This is a genomic window from Nocardia sp. NPDC057455, from assembly GCF_042802775.1.
Lineage (GTDB): Bacteria > Actinomycetota > Actinomycetes > Mycobacteriales > Mycobacteriaceae > Nocardia.
In genome coordinates this window covers 41,005-58,180 of the sequence record NZ_JBHVDM010000011.1, presented here as the reverse complement: position 1 = coordinate 58,180, position 17,176 = coordinate 41,005, and the positions used below count along the sequence as shown (strand labels likewise).

At 67.4% G+C, this 17,176-nt stretch carries 17 protein-coding genes; 13 read left to right on the top strand and 4 right to left on the bottom strand.

The features are described from left to right. Positions 1-138 precede the first annotated feature (138 nt). The 4 genes from ACFU5M_RS06800 (at position 139) to ACFU5M_RS06785 (ending at position 4,575) form a co-directional block, all read left to right on the top strand. On the top strand, positions 139-924 hold the full coding sequence (locus tag ACFU5M_RS06800; protein WP_379044933.1) for an electron transfer flavoprotein subunit beta/FixA family protein: 786 nt from the start codon (positions 139-141) through the stop codon (positions 922-924). A 37-nt stretch (positions 925-961) separates the two neighbouring features. Further along, positions 962-1,918: an electron transfer flavoprotein subunit alpha/FixB family protein gene (locus ACFU5M_RS06795; RefSeq protein WP_379044930.1), complete on the top strand. Its 957-nt coding sequence runs from the start codon at positions 962-964 to the stop codon at positions 1,916-1,918. Positions 1,919-2,559: 641 nt separating this feature from the next. Then, positions 2,560-3,216: a hypothetical protein gene (locus tag ACFU5M_RS06790; protein ID WP_379044927.1), complete on the top strand. Its 657-nt coding sequence runs from the start codon at positions 2,560-2,562 to the stop codon at positions 3,214-3,216. 303 nt (positions 3,217-3,519) lie between these two features. Beyond that, positions 3,520-4,575: a cobalamin-independent methionine synthase II family protein gene (locus ACFU5M_RS06785; RefSeq protein ID WP_379044924.1), complete on the top strand. Its 1,056-nt coding sequence runs from the start codon at positions 3,520-3,522 to the stop codon at positions 4,573-4,575. 193 nt (positions 4,576-4,768) lie between these two features. On the opposite strand, the gene ACFU5M_RS06780 is transcribed toward ACFU5M_RS06785, so the two are convergent. Both ACFU5M_RS06780 and ACFU5M_RS06775 read right to left on the bottom strand, forming a co-directional pair. Beyond that, the gene (locus tag ACFU5M_RS06780) at positions 4,769-4,978 is read right to left on the bottom strand and encodes a DUF397 domain-containing protein (RefSeq protein ID WP_379044921.1); all 210 of its coding nucleotides are present in this window, start codon (positions 4,976-4,978) and stop codon (positions 4,769-4,771) included. Continuing rightward, on the bottom strand, positions 4,975-5,868 hold the full coding sequence (locus tag ACFU5M_RS06775) for a helix-turn-helix domain-containing protein (protein WP_379044918.1): 894 nt from the start codon (positions 5,866-5,868) through the stop codon (positions 4,975-4,977). Before ACFU5M_RS06775 ends, ACFU5M_RS06780 begins: the two co-directional genes overlap by 4 nt. A gap of 238 nt (positions 5,869-6,106) precedes the next feature. Here ACFU5M_RS06775 and ACFU5M_RS06770 point away from each other — a divergent pair, with 238 nt between their 5' ends. The 3 genes from ACFU5M_RS06770 to ACFU5M_RS06760 all read left to right on the top strand — a co-directional run bounded on the left by ACFU5M_RS06770 (position 6,107) and on the right by ACFU5M_RS06760 (position 8,247). Continuing rightward, positions 6,107-6,808 carry a hypothetical protein gene (locus ACFU5M_RS06770; protein WP_379044916.1) on the top strand — a complete coding sequence of 234 codons (702 nt, stop codon included), beginning with the start codon at positions 6,107-6,109 and terminating at the stop codon, positions 6,806-6,808. Between the two features lie 6 nt (positions 6,809-6,814). Then, on the top strand, positions 6,815-7,081 hold the full coding sequence (locus ACFU5M_RS06765) for a hypothetical protein (RefSeq protein ID WP_379044913.1): 267 nt from the start codon (positions 6,815-6,817) through the stop codon (positions 7,079-7,081). Between the two features lie 236 nt (positions 7,082-7,317). Next, entirely contained in the window at positions 7,318-8,247 is a 930-nt protein-coding gene (locus ACFU5M_RS06760) for an IPT/TIG domain-containing protein (protein WP_379044910.1), read from the top strand. A 155-nt stretch (positions 8,248-8,402) separates the two neighbouring features. Here ACFU5M_RS06760 and ACFU5M_RS06755 read toward each other — a convergent pair whose 3' ends face one another. Next, positions 8,403-9,260 (bottom strand): LysR family transcriptional regulator, encoded by an 858-nt coding sequence (locus tag ACFU5M_RS06755; RefSeq protein ID WP_379044907.1) that lies wholly within the window; start codon positions 9,258-9,260, stop codon positions 8,403-8,405. 112 nt (positions 9,261-9,372) lie between these two features. Here ACFU5M_RS06755 and ACFU5M_RS06750 point away from each other — a divergent pair, with 112 nt between their 5' ends. From ACFU5M_RS06750 to ACFU5M_RS06740, 3 genes are all read left to right on the top strand, one after another. Continuing rightward, complete coding sequence (locus ACFU5M_RS06750) at positions 9,373-10,665, top strand: NAD(P)/FAD-dependent oxidoreductase (RefSeq protein ID WP_379044904.1); 1,293 nt, start codon at positions 9,373-9,375, stop codon at positions 10,663-10,665. Positions 10,666-10,940: 275 nt separating this feature from the next. Beyond that, the gene (locus ACFU5M_RS06745; protein WP_379044901.1) at positions 10,941-11,768 is read left to right on the top strand and encodes a GNAT family N-acetyltransferase; all 828 of its coding nucleotides are present in this window, start codon (positions 10,941-10,943) and stop codon (positions 11,766-11,768) included. Positions 11,769-11,773: 5 nt separating this feature from the next. Continuing rightward, a complete protein-coding gene (locus ACFU5M_RS06740) occupies positions 11,774-12,799 on the top strand; it encodes a lysophospholipid acyltransferase family protein (protein WP_379044898.1) in 1,026 nt (341 codons plus the stop codon). A 92-nt stretch (positions 12,800-12,891) separates the two neighbouring features. Here the strand turns inward: ACFU5M_RS06740 and ACFU5M_RS06735 are convergent, their stop codons facing one another. Then, on the bottom strand, positions 12,892-13,227 hold the full coding sequence (locus tag ACFU5M_RS06735) for a hypothetical protein (RefSeq protein ID WP_379044895.1): 336 nt from the start codon (positions 13,225-13,227) through the stop codon (positions 12,892-12,894). A gap of 263 nt (positions 13,228-13,490) precedes the next feature. Between ACFU5M_RS06735 and ACFU5M_RS06730 the strand changes: the two genes are divergently transcribed. The 3 genes from ACFU5M_RS06730 to ACFU5M_RS06720 all read left to right on the top strand — a co-directional run bounded on the left by ACFU5M_RS06730 (position 13,491) and on the right by ACFU5M_RS06720 (position 17,055). Then, positions 13,491-14,720, top strand: coding sequence for a cysteine desulfurase family protein (locus ACFU5M_RS06730; RefSeq protein WP_379044892.1), 1,230 nt, complete (start codon positions 13,491-13,493; stop codon positions 14,718-14,720). Continuing rightward, entirely contained in the window at positions 14,720-15,835 is a 1,116-nt protein-coding gene (mnmA, locus tag ACFU5M_RS06725; RefSeq protein ID WP_379044889.1) for a tRNA 2-thiouridine(34) synthase MnmA, read from the top strand. The genes ACFU5M_RS06730 and mnmA overlap by 1 nt, the downstream gene beginning before the upstream one ends. A gap of 182 nt (positions 15,836-16,017) precedes the next feature. Beyond that, positions 16,018-17,055: a methionine synthase gene (locus ACFU5M_RS06720; RefSeq protein WP_379045064.1), complete on the top strand. Its 1,038-nt coding sequence runs from the start codon at positions 16,018-16,020 to the stop codon at positions 17,053-17,055. Positions 17,056-17,176: the final 121 nt, after the last annotated feature.

Genomic DNA, 17,176 nt, shown 5'->3' with positions numbered 1-17,176 from the left:
GAGAGAGAAGCCACTAAGTTACCCACGGGTAACTTAACGTAAGGTAATGTCACGGCCTGAGCCACCCACCCGGGCGTACGGCGCAGCTCGTGCGACCACCACTTACGTGTAACCAGAACAGGAGGTCGACGAAGACCGATGCCGAACATCGTCGTACTCATCAAGCAGGTTCCCGACACTTGGTCGGAGCGCAAGCTCACCGATGGTGACTACACGCTCGATCGCGAGGCCGCCGACGCCGTCCTCGACGAGATCAACGAGCGTGCCGTCGAAGAGGCGCTGCTGATCAAGGAAGCCCAGGGCGGTGAGGTCACCGTGCTGGCCGCCGGGCCGGACCGCGCCACCGAGGCCATCCGCAAGGCGCTGTCCATGGGCGCCGACAAGGCCATCCACATCAACGACCCGGCCATCCACGGCTCCGACGCCGTGCAGACGGCGTGGGTGCTGGCGAGCGCGCTCGGTCAGGTCGAGGGTGTCGAGCTGGTCATCGCGGGCAACGAGGCCACCGACGGTCGTGCGGGCGCCGTGCCCGCGATCATCGCCGAATACCTCGGCCTGCCCCAGCTGACGCACCTGCGCAAGCTGACCGTCGACGGTGACAAGGTCACGGGCGAGCGCGAAACCGACGACGGCGTGTTCAAGCTGGAGGCGACTCTGCCGGCCATCGTCAGCGTCACCGAGAAGATCAACGAGCCGCGCTTCCCGTCCTTCAAGGGCATCATGGCCGCGAAGAAGAAGGAAGTGCAGACCTTCACGCTGGCCGACCTGGGCGTCGACCCGTCGACCGTGGGCGTCGCGAACGCGGGCTCCACCGTCACCGCGGCCACGCCGAAGCCTCCGCGCACCGCGGGCGAGAAGATCGCGGACGAGGGCGACGGCGGCAGCAAGATCGCCCAGTACCTGATCGGCCAGAAGATCATCTGATCTCGGTAGCGCTCGCAGACTTCCTAGGAGAGAACAAATGGCTGAAGTACTCGTGCTCGTCGAGCACGCCGAGGGTGCGATCAAGAAGGTCAGCACCGAACTGCTCACCGCGGCTCGCGCTCTCGGCGAGCCCGCCGCCGTCGTGCTCGGCACCGCGGGCACCGGCGAGAAGCTGGCCGACGCGCTGGCCGCCGCGGGTGCCGAGAAGATCTACATCGCCGAGTCCGACGATGTGGAGAACTACCTGGTGACCCCGAAGGTCGACGTGCTGGCCGCGCTGACCGAGTCGGTCTCGCCCGCCGCCGTGATCGTCGCCGCCAGCGCCGAAGGCAAGGAGGTGTCGGGTCGCCTGGCCGCCCGCATCGGCTCCGGCCTGCTGGTCGACGTCATCGACGTGAAGTCCGACGGCACCGCGGTGCACTCCATCTTCGGTGGCGCGTTCACCGTCGACGCCAAAGTCGCCGGCGATGTTCCGGTGATCTCGGTCCGCCCGGGCGCCGTCGAGGCTTCGGCTCAGGCCGGCGCGGGCGAGAAGGTGACCGTCGAGGTGCCCGCGCAGGAAGACGGCGTGGTCAAGGTGACCTCGCGGGAGCCGGTCGTGGCCGGTGACCGTCCGGAACTCACCGAGGCCGGCATCGTGGTCTCCGGTGGCCGCGGCGTCGGCTCCGCCGACAACTTCTCGGTCGTCGAGGCGCTGGCCGACTCGCTCGGCGCGGCGGTCGGCGCTTCGCGTGCCGCCGTCGACTCGGGCTACTATCCGGGCCAGTTCCAGGTCGGCCAGACCGGTAAGACGGTCTCGCCGCAGCTGTACATCGCCCTCGGTATCTCCGGCGCGATCCAGCACCGCGCGGGCATGCAGACCTCGAAGACCATCGTCGCGGTCAACAAGGACGAAGAGGCGCCGATCTTCGAGATCGCCGACTACGGCATCGTGGGCGACCTGTTCAACGTCGCCCCGCAACTGACCGAAGCGGTCAAGTCGCACAAGGGCTGACACGCTCGGAGCGATCGAAAGTGGCCCCGACCGAATGGTCGGGGCCACTTTTCGTGTTCTCATCCGAACATGAGCTCCGGCAACGGTTTTGAGCTACAGTTGGCGGGCGTTGCTGTGCTGCAGGATGGGGGCAAGGGGGGCGATGAGCGACGTCGTGGACAGCGGTAGTGTTCAGTTAGCGACCAGCGTGGACGGCGGTCTGCCGATCGCCGCGCGGCAGGAACAGTTCAGTATTGCATTCGTGCGCATGGTCGCCGCCGCTGCGGGCTGTTCGATCAAAAGTCACGAGACGGACTACGACGGGGTCGACATCACGATCGTAGCTTCCGCGAGCTATGCGAGATACTACTGCCCTGAAATCGAAATGCAGTGTTGCTCATACCGGATGACCCGGACGAACCGCTCGACCTTTCCGAAGACGGGCTCAGAACTTCGAGCTGCATGTATTGGGAACATGCGGCGAACCTCGGTGAGATCGAGGACGATAAAGCAAGCAAGACGGTCCACCTACCCAGAAGTAATCTATTCGATGTGGGCGGGCTGCGGGGAATCATGCAGTCGATCGGCGAAGGAGGTCAGTGGTGAACAGTGCTCCGCTCGACAGCCTCCGGGAGGTCGCGTCCGTGCTATCACCCCCAGCTGTGTCCCAGTACCTCGCTACCCATGACTGGCAGCTCGAGGTTCGCGAGCAAGACGTCAGGGAGATTTGGCGGCTTCCGGGTGAGCACGGCTTTCTGGGCCGGATCATGTTGCCCTTGGCGACCGACTACGTTGACTTCTCCCGGCGTTTTCGGGACACACTTCAAGCTCTCGCCACTATCTATGACTGGGACCCGGCGCAACTGGTCGAACAAATAGCGGCTGCTCGGGCTGACTTGTTCTTCGTGCGACTCGACCGGCATAGGGAGACCCGTTGTCGGCCACCCGAAGTCGAGACCTCACGGATTGTGATCGACCGCAACACGATGGCGGGATTGCCACGTGTCCGAGAGCGATTGGTTCGGCGTGAGGAGCCGCCGCGTCATCTGACCTTGATCGGTATGGTGCGCACCCTGAACCGGGATGACCTCGATGACGAGGATCAAGAAGCCACGAGCATCGTGCTGTCGACACATGTGGACGGACGTCTGCGCAAAGTGCACGTACCGCTCGTCGGCGAGGACTACCAGTGGGCTATCCGAGCCCACCAGGGCAAGCAGCCGATTGGGGTGTCCGGCGATCTGATTTTCGAACGCGGTGCTTGGCGCTTGACCGGGACGATCAGCGTGGACACGAGTTATCTACACCGCGAACACTGACGTCGGGGTGTGAAGTACTCCGCCAGGTGCTGATCGATCGAACATCGCGCCGCAGCTGACCGAAGCGGTCAAGGCGCAGCTGATCCGCGGCACGTCGTCGAACGGCCCCGGACTCGCCTCCGGGGCCGCTCGCATTCCTGGGCATCCCGTCGGCTGCGTGATTGTGGTGGTTCGGAAAATATCGCCGCGATGCTGGTGACAATTCTCGAGGCGAGTCGGACGGAACTCGTGACCGGTGCGAGTGAAATTCCGCCGCAATCCATTTCGCGTCGAAATCGCGGCGTGCGGACGTACACTCGCGCGGTGAGCATCCCCACGGAACCGATCGGTAGCATCCCCCGTCCTCACGACCTACTGGCCGCCATGGCCGATAATTCCGGCGACGCCGCCGCGCTCGCCGAACTCCAGCAGCGCGCGGTGGCCGAGACCATCCGCAAGCTGGAGGAACTCGGCTCTCCCGTCGTCAGCGACGGTGAGCAGTCCAAGCCGAGTTTCGCCACCTATCCGATCGCCGGGTTGGACAATCTGGCCCCGGACGGGGCAGTCATCCCGTTCGCCGACGGGCATCACAGACAGCTGCCCCGGCTGACCGCCGGACCGTTCCGCTACGCCGCGCACGCGGCGGACTATCTGCGCGCCGCGCAGCAGCGCGCCACCGTTCCGGTGAAGCAGGCCGTCATCGCGCCCTCGGCGCTGAGCCTGTTGTATCCGGCCGACGGTATCGACGGCTATCCGCGCGAGCAGTTCCTCGCCGACCTCGCGGACGCGGCCGAGGCCGATATCCGCGGCTGCCTCGACGCGGGTGCGCACCTGGTGCAGCTCGACTTCACCGAAGGACGGCTCTCGCTGAAGCTGGATCCCAGCGGCGGCGTGCTCGACCAGTTCATCGCGCTGAACAACTCGGTGCTGGACCGGTTCTCGGAGGAGGAGCGGTCCAGGATCGGTGTGCACACTTGCCCTGGCGGTGACCAGGACTCCACGCACAGCTTGGACGTCGACTACGTCGAATTGCTGCCGAAGCTGCTGCAACTGCGAGTGGGCGCGTTCTACTTGCAGTTCGCCAGTGAGCCGGACCCGGAGAAGGTGCTGGCCGTGGTCGCCGAGCACCTGCCCGCCGAGGCACGGGTGTTCATCGGCGTCACCGACCCGATCGATCCGGTGGTGGAGACCCCCCAACAGGTGCGCGATCGCGTGCTGCTCGCCGCCCGCTACCTTCCCGTCGAGCGGCTGGGCACCTGCGACGACTGCGGTTTCGCGCCGTTCGCCGATGACACCTCCACCTCGCGGGAGACGGCGTTCGCGAAGGTGCGGGCGCGCATCGAGGGAACGGCGCTGGCGGCGACGGAACTGCGCCTCTGACCTGCTCCTCGAGGATCACTCGGACGGCCCCGGTGACAAGCCGGGGCCGTTCTCGTGTGCAGAGCAGCCGGGCCGCCGCGCGGCAGAGGTGTTGCGCTCTAACGAGTTCGATGGCTGCATGTGGAGCGGCCCCGCTCGCGGCCGTGTGATGGGAGGCGGGGCCGGTCGAATCGGCCAGGTGTGCGAGTTGCGGTCAGGCGGGGTGAATGAATTCTCCGTCCTGCACGCTTGTGGTGAAGGCGTCCCACTCGCCTGGTGCGAACGCCAACGCTGGGCCGGTCGGGTCTTTGCTGTCGCGGACGCCGATCATGCCGCCGCCCAGCCATGCCACTTCGACGCACTGCGAACCGCTGGCGCTGCGGCTGCTCTTGAACCACTTCGCCTCGGATAGGTCACCGTTCACCGCTCGTAACTCCTTGCCACCCGCCGCAGCAGGTCTCGCGATTCCACTTCACCCAGGCACGTGTCCCGGATGGCCGAGGCGAGCTCACTATAGAGCCGAATCTCCCCGGCTTTTTCCAGATATACATCCTGCGCCGGTCCCCCCTCCAAGTAAACGATCGGCGGTTCGACCGGCACGCCTTTGGCGTTCGAGTCGAACTCCATGATGATGAACATGCCGTGCGGCATCCCCCAGGCCAGCCCGGCGCTGAATAGGTGTATCCGCAGCGTGACATTGGGCAGCTTCGAGATTTCGGCCATGTGCCGGTGTTGGGCCGACATGACCTTCGGTCCGCCGATCATGCGGTGGAGGGCCGATTCGTGCAGCAGCACTTCCAAAGTGATCGGCTTGGTCTTGCGGGTGACAATGGCCTGTCGCCTCAGTCGGTGCTCCACCCGCCGCTCGATGTCCTCGCTGTTGAATTCCGGATATGCACCGATCACAGCTCGTGCATAGTCTGCGGTCTGCAACCAGCCGGGGACGTGCTCGTGGTACGTGGTCAGTCGCCGTGCGGCTGCTTCCAGCCCCACGTACATGTTGAAAGCGCCGCTGTACAGACCGCCATACGCGTGATACCAGCTCTTGGTCTTCGCTTGCACCGCGAGGTCGACCGCCGCTTTGGTATCTGTGGCAGCAACGCCGTACACCTCGCATAGCGCCTGCGCATCCTGTTTGCGGACTTTCTGGATCTGGCCGGTCTCCAGACGCTGGAGTACGGCCCGGGACAGATCGACCAGTTTTGCGGCCTCGGCGATGGTGAAGCCCGCCGCTTCGCGGCGGTCGCGCAGGAAGCGTCCGAGTTGGCGACGCGGCAGGGTCGACGAGGGGCCTTCTTCATCAGGGCTGGTCACGCAGGTCTCCTTGAAGTGAGTCGTGCGGGATGGCGGAATCGATCTCGTTCCGCTCGAGAACCGAGCACCGTCCTGGGCAATTGAGCAGATCAGGAATGGGTGCTCGTTTTCGAGCGTATTAGCTGGTTACCGGTGGTGTGCTGATTTTCGGCGCTCGAGGCGGAAACCCGCGCAGGGGTGGTGCCTCGTCGAAACGATTCCCAAAATTGCACGCTGTCAACATGATCCGGGAGCAATGATGCACACCCTGAAGATCGGCACGACCGGCCGGCTCGCCTCGCAGAAGAGTCGGAAGTCGAACGCTGTCGGGCTGGTGCGGACCGACATGTCCGGACCGCACGCACCTCGGCACGCGACCGAGATACGTCGCCACGCCGAGCAATTGGGCTATCGCTATCTCTACACCATCCGGCCCCCGGAAAGAGAAGTCGATCCGGTCGGATACGCGCTGGCAATCGCGGTCGGGGTGCACGCCGATGCCCTCGTCGTCCACGACCTGACCACCGTGAACAACACGCCCGCCCGAGTATGCGAGACATGCGACCTCGAGACGGTGTGCCCTGCCGTGACGTGGGCACGCGCTCAGCCCGGTGCGATCGGTCCCGGCCACACCCACCCCGACCACCCGCTCACCATCACCGAGGCGCATCGGATCATGCAGCAGCACCGAGGATGTCGCGCCGCCAACTGTCCACGGAAGACCTCGGCGCTCAGCTGCCTGGTGCGGGCCGGCAAGCTCGTTCCGCCGGCCTCCAGCCCACGCGAGCGTGCCGCGGCCCGTGGCCTGGCGTTCGAACCACCCGTCGATCGACCGCGCATATCGCCCGGCCCCGACCTGGAAACGCTGCTGCACGTGCTGGACGCGCTCACCTCCTCCGTCGCGGATTCCCGCAACCCGTCAGAGTGTCTATTCGACGTCGTGCGGAGCGAGCGGGACTGATGTGGAATGCGCGAGATCCGTCACACCGAAGCCGCGGGCTTTCAAGCGATCTGGCGGCTGGAAGGCCACCGCATCGCGATCATGGTCGTTCGCGGCACATCCGACGTGACTCCGATCGCCTCGTACGGCCCCGGTTCTTACCCCGATCTCGCGCAAGCCCGAGAACTGCTGCCGGGATTGACCGGACTGTGGGATGCGATACGCCACGACTTCTGGTCACAACTGCTCCCGCGCCGTCGACCTTCCTCGGCCTACCTCGACGGCGAGACGTGAGCGCCTCGGCCGTGGCTTCGCCGGCATCGCCAAGCATGCGACCCGACTCTGCCGGATGGCGGCGACATCGGGGTGGGCACCGTTTGAAGGATCTATCTGAAAACGGAAGAAAACGGATCGGAAGTTCTATTGCCCGCATACCAGTACAGGGGCATTACTGAATAGAGCCAGGACCGAGCGAGTTCGCCACCCTGGCGAAGCGGAACCCTTTCCGTCAGGGTCGAGGAGGTCGCAATATGACTACCGATGGTTCCCTGTCTACGGCTCCAACCCTGATCTCGGCGAGCCCGGGCTCGGGGCCGATCATCGGTGGAACCACGCTCATCCTGGCCGGGACGAATCTGACCGGAGCAACGGCGGTCAGATTCGGAACCACTCCGGCGACCTCGTTCACGATCGACTCTGCGACGCGGATCACGGCTGTCTCTCCTGCCGCAACGGGAGTCGTGCACATCACCGTCACCACGCCGAGCGGGCAGAGTAACGGCGTCCCGTTCACCTATGTGGGCACGCCTGCGCCATCCGGGGTGAATTTCGGTCCGGGAACGTCGATCATGTCCGATGGCGGACCGCCGTGCGGAAGCTGGGGCACCGTAGGGGCTGTCGGATATGACGAATGCGGCACTCTGGTGGCTTTGACGGCAGGGCACATGATGACTCGGAACACCAAAACTCAGGAGGTATTCCTCACGGGGAACCGCAGACTGGGTCCGATCGGGTACTACGCCACGTGGGCCACCAATTGGCCCGGCTTTCCGTCGATGCGGTTTCCGGCCGACTCGTCCATAGATTACGCGGTCATCAAGCTGGACGAAAAGAAGATCAATCCGGTCAACAAGACGCCGAACGGGACCGTGATCAGCCGGATCGGTGCGGAACCGGTTCCGCTGTCCGACATCATGTGCAAGTACGGCCAGGTGTCCGGAACGACATGCGGTCTGGTGGTCGAGTACAAGAACAACGTCATCAGTTCATGGGCTGCGATCATTCCGGGCGATAGCGGCGGACCGGTGACCACGCGCAGCGGTCTGGTCGGAATCACCTCCGCGATCAATCCGCTCAACCCGTGGGCACCGTTCCAGTTCACCGGTATCCATGGAATTCTCGACGACATCGCAGCGCAAGGACCGGGCACGATCGGAATCGGATTCACTCCGCTTCCGTGATCGCTGAGATCGACGGCGTCGAGCACGATGCCCACTCGAGCAACTCGGCAGCGATCGTTGCTGTGGACGATTTCGCAAGTTCGGTGACCGGTGCCGCGGACTGCCCACAGCTGACGCCTCGCAGCGACGAACGGCCCGCTGGCCAATGACCGTGCTCAGCAGCGGTGCAGCGCCGTGAGCAGGGTGTTCAGGATCGGTGACCGCCTGGCGTCGGCGCGCAGTACCGCCGAGACCGGGATGCGTAACTTGTGCTCGGCCAACCGAAGGACCACCAGCCCCTCGGTGGTGCTCTCGGCGTAGAGCACGGTCCACGCGTCGGGCCGGTTGATCAACTCCATCGTCGCGGTGTGGTCCGGTGGAATGGGCGGCCCGAAGGTGGGGCCCATGGGTAATTCGGCGAAGGCGTTGCGAATCACCGTGTGCAATAGAACCTGTTCCTGCTCCGGCGGTAACAGCAGGGGATACGAACTCAGATCGGTCAGGGTCACCACTTCCCTCGTCGCCAGCGGATGCGCGCCGGAGGTGGCGATCACGAGATCCTCGACCCAGAGTTGTTCCACCACGAGGCCCGGCTGGTCGACGCGCCCGCGGATCAGCGCCAGATCGCAGTCGCCGTCTGTCACCGCGGCGATGCGCTGGCGGAAGGGTTTGATCACGAACTCGATCTCCGCCTCGGAATGCGCGGCGCGCGCCCCCGCGATCGCCGACAGCGAGCGGGTGGCGAAGGACATGTTCGCGGCCAGCCGGATGCGCGGCCCCACCGTGCGCACGGCGGCGCGGATCGCCGATTCCAGGCTCAGCATTTGTTTCGCCAAGGGAAGTAGCCGTGCGGTGGCGTCGGTCGGGACGACCGAGCGGGTCGAGCGCTCGAACAGCTGCACGCCGAGGTCGCGCTCGAGCCGGGAGATCTGGTGACTGATCGCCGACTGCGAGATGAAGCAGCGCGCCGCGGCGCCGCTGAAGCTGAGCTCCTCGCACACCGCGACGAAGTAGGTGAGCTGCCGAAGTTCCACAGCGGCCTCCTATTAATTACGAATCAAGATAAGAGTCATCTGCATTATGCGCCCACACACCTGAAATATCCGCCCTCCGGATCGCGGTTGGTAATGAGAGAAGGAGGCTGTCATGCAGTACGTGGAAGCGGGAATCGAAACCGCGGGTGTCGTCATTGTCGGATCGGGGTTCGGCGGGCTCGCCGCCGCCAAACAGCTGGCCAAGTCGGGGGTGGACTATGTGCTGATCTCCAGCACGCCCGAGCATCTGTTCCAACCGCTGTTGTACCAGGTAGCGACCGGTGTGCTCACATCGGAGGAGATCGCGCCGCCGATCGCGGGCATCCTGCGCCGCCATCGTGAGGCCGATGTGCGCTTGGGCGCGGTGGTCGACATCGATCCCGACCGGGCCGTCGTCACCTACGAGCACGAGGGCGAGCGTCATCGCATCCGTTACGGTTCGCTGATCGCGGCCACCGGCGCCAGCCAGTCGTACTTCGGCCGGGACGATTTCGCCGAGAAGACCTTCTCGCTCAAGACCATCGATGACGCGCGGCGGCTGCGCGCGCAGATCGAGCGCGTCTTCACCGAAGCCGCGCAGGCCGACGAGCAGACCAGGCGCAGGCTGCTGAGCTTCGTCGTGGTCGGCGCGGGGGCGACCGGCGTCGAGGTGGCGGGGCAGTTGAAGGAACTGGCGAAACGGCACTTCCATCAGGAAGTTTCGGTCACCCTCGTGGAGGGCGCGGGCGAAGTGCTCCCGCCGTTCGGGGGCGGGCTGTCGGAATACGCGAAGAAGACGCTGACCCGCAGCGGCGTGGATGTGCTGCTCGGCACCTTCGTCACCGACATCGAGCACGGCAAGGTCACCGTCAAGGGCGCCGACGGCGTCGAGCACGGCATCGCGGCGGAGACGGTGGTCTGGTCGGCGGGCGTGCAGGCAGGCGGGTTCGCCAAGATCCTGGCCGAGGCCACGGGCGTGGCGACCGACCGGGCCGGCCGGCTGCTGATCAACCCGGATCTCACCGTCGGCGGTTACGCCGACATCTACGCCATCGGCGACATGACCTCGCTCAACGGTTACCCCGGCCAGTCGCCGGTGGCGATGCAGGAGGGCAGGCACGCCGCCGACATCATCCGCCGCAAGAAGCAGCCAGGTACCCCGTTCACCTATTGGGACAAGGGCAGCATGGCGGTGATCAGCCGGTTCAGCGCCGTGACGAAGCTCAACGAGCGGATCACCTTCCGCGGCGTCGTCGCCTGGGTCATTTGGCTCGCGGTGCACTTGTTCTATCTGGTCGGCTTCCGCAACCGCTTCGCCGCGGTCGCGTCTTGGCTGGTCGCGTTCATCGGCACCGGACGTCCCGGCTTCGCCGAAGAGGACACGGCTGCGCTGAAGGTACACTCTGCCGAAAGCCGCGCCGCTTGATCACTTCCCGCACCTGAGGAATCGCGCTGCTCACTGTCGGAAGCGGCGCGATTCACGGTGTGCGGGTGCGCCGCGCAGGGTTCGCGCCGCACCGGACCGCTACCGCGATCCGCCCGACAAACCGCATGTCGGAAGCGGTTTCTCTGCGGATGGGCGAACGGGGTGGAACCGTTCGGTGAACGCTCGGTGTGACAGCCGTCTCGTTAACCCAACCGGCATCGCGGCGACACTTCGAGGTTGCTGCGGCGCATTGTCGGGCTGGCTTCATCATGGATATGACTATTTCGTCCGTGTTGGCAGCCCCGGCTCGAGCGACGGACTCCGGGGAGGGACGGTCGCGCTACTCGTTGGTGGTTTCCTCCGACCTCGACCATCGTGTCGCCGCACAGCGCCTGCGCTACAACGTGTTCGCCAACGAGCCCGGCTTCCGGATTCCGGATGACGGAACCGGTTTGGACGCCGACCGTTTCGACGAGCATTGCGACCACATGCTGGTGCGCGACGACGCCAGCGGGGAGTTCGTCGGCTGCTATCGGATGCTGCCGCCGGACCGGGTCGCCGCCGCGGGCGGGTACTACACGGCGACGGAATTCGATCTCGCCCAGCTGGATCCGGAAGGCATGCGCATCGTCGAGATGGGCCGCGCCTGCGTAATCCCCGACCACCGCAACGGCTCGGTGCTCACCCTCATGTGGGCGGGCATCCTGCACTACATCCAGCTCACCGGTTACGACTGGATCATGGGTTGCGTGTCGGTGCCGATGCAGGACACCCCGGCCGACCCGCCCGGGGTGAACGTGCGCGGCGTGCGCGACATGCTGCTCGGCCGGCACTCCTCCGACCCGGAGCGCCGGGTGCACCCGTACAACCCGGTGATCGTCGATGGCAAGTCCCTGGACGAGCTGACGCCGCCGTCGAGGCCGAAGCTGCCCCCGCTGGTGCGCGGCTACCTGCGGCTGGGCGCGGAGATCTGCGGCGAACCCGCCCACGATCCCGCATTCGCGGTCGCCGACTTCGTCATGCTGCTCGGCCTGGACACCATCAACACCCGATACCTCAACCGACTACAAGACGCCGCCGCGTCTCTCGACGGGGGACGGTGAGGATCGTGGTCTTCGACGCGCCGCCCGCCACGTCCGCCGCTCACGCATGGATGCCGTCGAGCCCCTGTGGGCCCGGCTGCTTGGATTCGATCGATGAGGTCGGCGCGGCACGGGTGGCAACCCGGTTGGCCGGGGTCGCCGGACTGCTACTCAGCTTCCCGATCGCGAACGCGGTGACACCGCGGGGCAAGCGCGTGCCGTTGCAGCGCGGCTATGCGCGCCTGTTACTCGGCTGCCTGGGCATGCGGCTGCGCATCGTCGACAACCGGGTGGTTACGGACGAGCGCGGTGTCGTCGATGAGGGCGACGCCGCGCTCCTGCCCGCCGGGTTCGGTACGGCAGGTCGGGGCGTGCTGGTCGTGACCGGGCACATCGGCTGGACCGATATCGTCGCGCTGGCCTCGGTGCAGCCGCTCGGCTTCGTGGCCCGCGCGGACATGGTGGAATGGCCGCTGATCGGCAAACTCGCCAAGCTGATGCGGGTGATCCCGATCGAGCGCGAGAGCCTGCGGCAGCTGCCCGGCGTGGTAGCGGCGGTGGGAGCCCGGCTGGTCGCGGGCGAGCGGATCGGTGTCTTCCCCGAGGGCACCACTTGGTGTGGTCGCGCCTACGGCACCATGCGTTCGGCGTTGTTCCAAGCGGCCGTGGACACCGGCACCCCGGTGCAGCCGGTGCGGTTGCGGTACCTGGACCGCCACGGCGTGCCGTGCACGGTGCCGGCGTTCGTCGGCGCCGACACTTTCGCCTCCTCGGCGCGGCGGGTGCTGCGCTCGCGCGGGATGGTCGCCGAAGTGGTGCTGGAACCGGTGCTGGAGCCCGGCGCGGACCGCCGCGAGCTGGCCCGCCGCTGCGAGGCCGCCGTCCGCGGGACCGGGTTGTCGCGCCGCCTCGAGATCGCGGCCACGGAGTGGATCGAGGCGGGCCACACCCGTGTCCAGGACCCGTCGGTCGCCGCCGACGCCCCCGAGGTGCGCAGGCCACGCCGCCGCCCGATCTTGCGCGGTCGCCGGAGTGTCGCCGCCGCCCGGTAGGCGACTCGGCAGCTCGATGGCCGCATCCTGAGTTCGCTTCATACGATTCCGGGGCGAGCCGATGTCGGCCCGCCCCGGACGAACGGGAGAACTCAGAAGCCGCTTCCGGTCGGCGGCCGGAACCCGTGGTGCCAGCCCGGCCTGCCGTGATCCCAGTCGTCGTGGCGGTTGCGGCCGCGGAACCAGTCGTCGTGACGTCCCCGGTCCCAGTCGTTGTGCCGCCCGTTGTTCCAGCCGTCGTGACCGTGCCTGCCGTGGCCGTGGCCGTGCCTGCCGTGGGCGGCGTCGACCTGGTCGGCGGGCTCGAGCACGATCGGGTCGGCGAGCGCGGGCACCGCGACGGCGGTGAGCGGCATCAGGGCGAGCACGGACGCGGCGGCGGCGCGTGCCAGCACACGTCGCGTACGTCCATTGGTGCGTGGGTCCATCGGAGCTTCCTCACTGATCGATTCGTCCGGTAGTCGACCGCCCGGGGTCCCGGCCTCGGATCCGGCTGAGCGAACGAACCGGACTGCGATCAACACGCTAAATAACGTACCGCTATTCAGCGGTACATTCAATAGGTGAAAACCCTGAGATACGGCCGGTCACACGGCATTCGCCGACGCACCGCGCCGGGTAGCGGACCCCTCGCGGGCGCGTGAGCAGGGGGGAATAACCGGCCGAGCGTGACGGCTATCCTTAACTGGTCATGAAGTCGGCTTTCTCGGGTCCGGTCAACGGTGCTGCGCCCCACACGGTCTACCTCGATCACGCGGCCACCACACCGATGCTGCCCGCGGCCATCGAGGCGATGACGGCTGCCCTGCGCACCACGGGCAACGCCTCATCCCTGCACGGCTCGGGGCGCGCCGCCCGGCGGCTGCTCGAGGAGGCGCGCGAGTCGATCGCCGCCGATCTGGGTGCCCGGCCCTCGGAGGTCATCTTCACCTCCGGCGGTACCGAGAGCGACAACCTGGCGGTGAAGGGCATCTTCTGGGCCCGCCGCGACGCCGATCCGCGTCGCAACCGGATCATCGCCAGTGCGGTCGAGCACCACGCGGTGATCGACGCGGTGGAATGGCTCGAGCGGCACGAGGGCGCCGAGGTCACCTGGCTTCCGGTGGACGCCGAGGGGATGGTCGCGCCCGGCGTGCTGCGCGCCGCGCTCGCCGCGCATCCCGACGACGTCGCGCTGGTCACCATCATGTGGGCGAACAACGAGGTCGGCGCCATCCAGCCGGTCACCGAGCTGGCTGCCGTGGCAGCGGAATTCGGCGTGCCGATGCACAGCGACGCGGTGCAGGCGGCGGCGCAGTTGCCCATCGATTTCGGCGCGAGCGGCCTTTCCGCGGCCAGTTTCGCCGGGCACAAGGTGGGCGGACCGCACGGCGCCGGGCTGCTGCTGCTCGGCAGGCAGGTGCCGTGCGTGCCGCTGCTGCACGGCGGCGGGCACGAGCGCGACCTGCGGTCCGGGACTTCGGACACCGCGGCCGCGATCGGGCTGGCCGCGGCGCTGCGCCAGACCGCGATCGAGCTGCCCGCCCGGACCGTCGAGCTCGTCGCCTTGCGCGACGCGTTGATCGAAGGGATCCGCGCGACGGCGCCCGACGCGATGCTCAACGGTCCGGCGGGCGAACGGCGTCTGCCCGGCAACGTGCACGTCACTTTTCCCGGCTGCGAGGGGGATTCGCTGCTGATGCTGCTGGACGCGGCGGGGATCGAATGCTCGACCGGTTCGGCGTGCACCGCGGGCGTCGCCACGCCCAGTCACGTACTGATCGCCATGGGCGTCGAGCCCCGGCAGGCGCGCGGATCGCTGCGCTTCTCGTTGGGGCACACCTCGACGCGCGCCGACGTGGACGCAGTGCTGAAAGTATTGCCGCAGGTGGTTGAGCGGGCCAAGGCCGCGGGCCTGGCCGGTGCGAAAGGAGGTGTCTGATGCGGGTACTCGCCGCGATGAGCGGTGGTGTGGATTCGGCCGTGGCGGCGGCGCGTGCCGTCGACGCCGGTCACGAGGTGGTCGGTGTGCACCTGGCGCTGTCGGCGACACCGGGCACGTTGCGCACCGGATCGCGCGGCTGCTGCTCGAAGGAGGACGCCGGTGACGCCCGGCGCGCCGCCGACGTGCTGGGCATCCCGTTCTACGTCTGGGATTTCGCCGACCGCTTCAAAGAAGACGTCATCGATGATTTCGTCGCGGCCTACGCGGCGGGTGAGACACCGAATCCGTGCCTGCGCTGCAACGAGAAGATCAAGTTCTCCGCGCTGGCCGACCGCGCGGTGGCGCTCGGCTTCGACGCCGTGGTCACCGGGCACTACGCGCGGCTCGAGGACGGCGTGCTGCGCCGTGCCGTCGACGCCGACAAGGACCAGTCCTATGTGCTGGCGGTGCTGACCGCGCAGCAGCTTTCGCGCGCGATGTTCCCGGTGGGCGACACCCCCAAGCCGCAGATCCGCGCCGAGGCGGCCGAGCGCGGCCTCGCCGTCGCGAACAAGCCGGACAGTCACGACATCTGCTTCATCCCCTCCGGTGACACCCGGGCGTTCCTCGGCGCGAAGATCGGCATCCGGCCCGGCGCGGTGGTCGATGCCGACGGTCAGGTGCTCGCGCGGCACGAAGGCGTGCACGGGTTCACCATCGGCCAGCGCAAGGGATTGGGATTGCCGGGTCCGGCCGCCGACGGCAAACCGCGCTACGTCACCGGCATCGATCCCGATTCCGGCACGGTTCACGTCGGTTCGGCCGAGGACCTGCGGGTGCACACGGTCGAGGCGGAGCGCGCGATCTGGACCTCGGGTTCGGCGCCGACGGGCTCCGTCGAGTGCATCGCGCAGGTGCGCGCACACGGCGGTATCGCCCCCGCGGTCGCCGAAGCGGTGGGCGACGGACTGATCGTGCGGCTGCGTGAGCCACTGACCGGCGTGGCGCGCGGTCAGGCCGTGGTGCTCTACCGTCCGGATCCCGAGGGTGACGTGGTGATCGGGAGTGGGACCATCTCCGGCACCGCGCAAGAGTTGATCACGAACGAAGCGGAGGCCGAGGCGGCGCGATGATCCGCCCCGCGCGTGCGGCCTTCGTCGTCCGCTTTCCGCGCAGCCCGTTGCGGGTGTGCAAACCGAAATACTTTGGCTAGTCGTGCGGACGGCGGGATCCCGTAACGGCGGAATCGAACGGACGGAGTACGGCAGCGGTGGACGAGACCGGCACGGATGACCTGGCACAAGAGGGCGGGGACGTGGCGACCGAACCGGTGCGCCTGCGAGGCGGGATCGCCACCGGCGTCGGCTCCTGGCCGGGCACCGACCCGCGCGAGGCCGCCGCGACGATCGTCGGTGAACTCGGCGAGCTGCCACATCTGGTGGAATTGCCTGCTCGCGGCGCGGGCGCCGACCTGATCGGCCGGGCCTCCGCGCTGCTGGTCGACCTGCGATTCGACACCACGCCCAGGGGTTACCGGCTCGCGCCGCGCCCGGGGGCGGTCTCGCGACGGGCCCATGACCTGCTACGGACCGATCTGGACGCGCTCGAGGAAGCGTGGGAGAACACCGGTCTGTCCGGCCGCGGCCGTCCGGTGAAGGTGCAGTCGGCAGGTCCGCTGACGTTGGCCGCGCAGGTCGAGCTGCCCGGCGGTCATCGCGTACTCACCGATCCCGGCGCGGTCCGCGACCTGGCGGAATCCCTGGCCGAAGGGCTGGCGCAGCACGTGGCGGAGGTGCGCAAGCGGCTCGGTGCGCAGGTCGTCCTGCAGCTGGACGAACCGTCGCTGTCCGCGGTCCTGGACGGCTCGCTGCGCGGGGTGAGCGTGCTGAACACCGTGCGCGTTCTACCCGAGCCGGAAGCGTTGGCACTGCTGGACACGGTGATCGCCGCCCAGTCCGCGCCGGTGCTGGTGCACAGCTGCGCCGAGCCGCCCGCGCTGGGCCTGCTGCGCCGCAGCGCCGCCGACGCGATCGGCTTCGACCTGAGCACGATCGGCACCGAGCAGCTCGACGAGGTCGGTGAAGCCCTGGAAGCGGGCAAGCAACTGATGCTCGGCGTCATCCCGACCGAGGTACCGGCCGACGCGGTCACCTGGCGGACCTTCGCCGAGCCGGGCGTGCGGCTGATCGATCGGCTCGGCTTCGGCCGCCGGACGCTGGCGCAACGGGTAGTGGTCGGTCCGGCCTGCGGTCTGGCGGGCGTTCCGCTGGAGTGGAGCAGGCGAGCGCTGCGCCTGGCCGCGGATATCGCGCGCGCGTACGCCGAGGAGCCGGAAGAGCTTTCGTTCTCCTGACATCGGCGGCCGCGCGCGGAGCCGAGACGCCTGCGGCTCGGTGGATTGCTCGCTCGAATCCGGGACGGCCGAGGATCGAGCCTTGCCTGGCGTGCTGCCTCGAAATGCCTCCGCGGCAGGT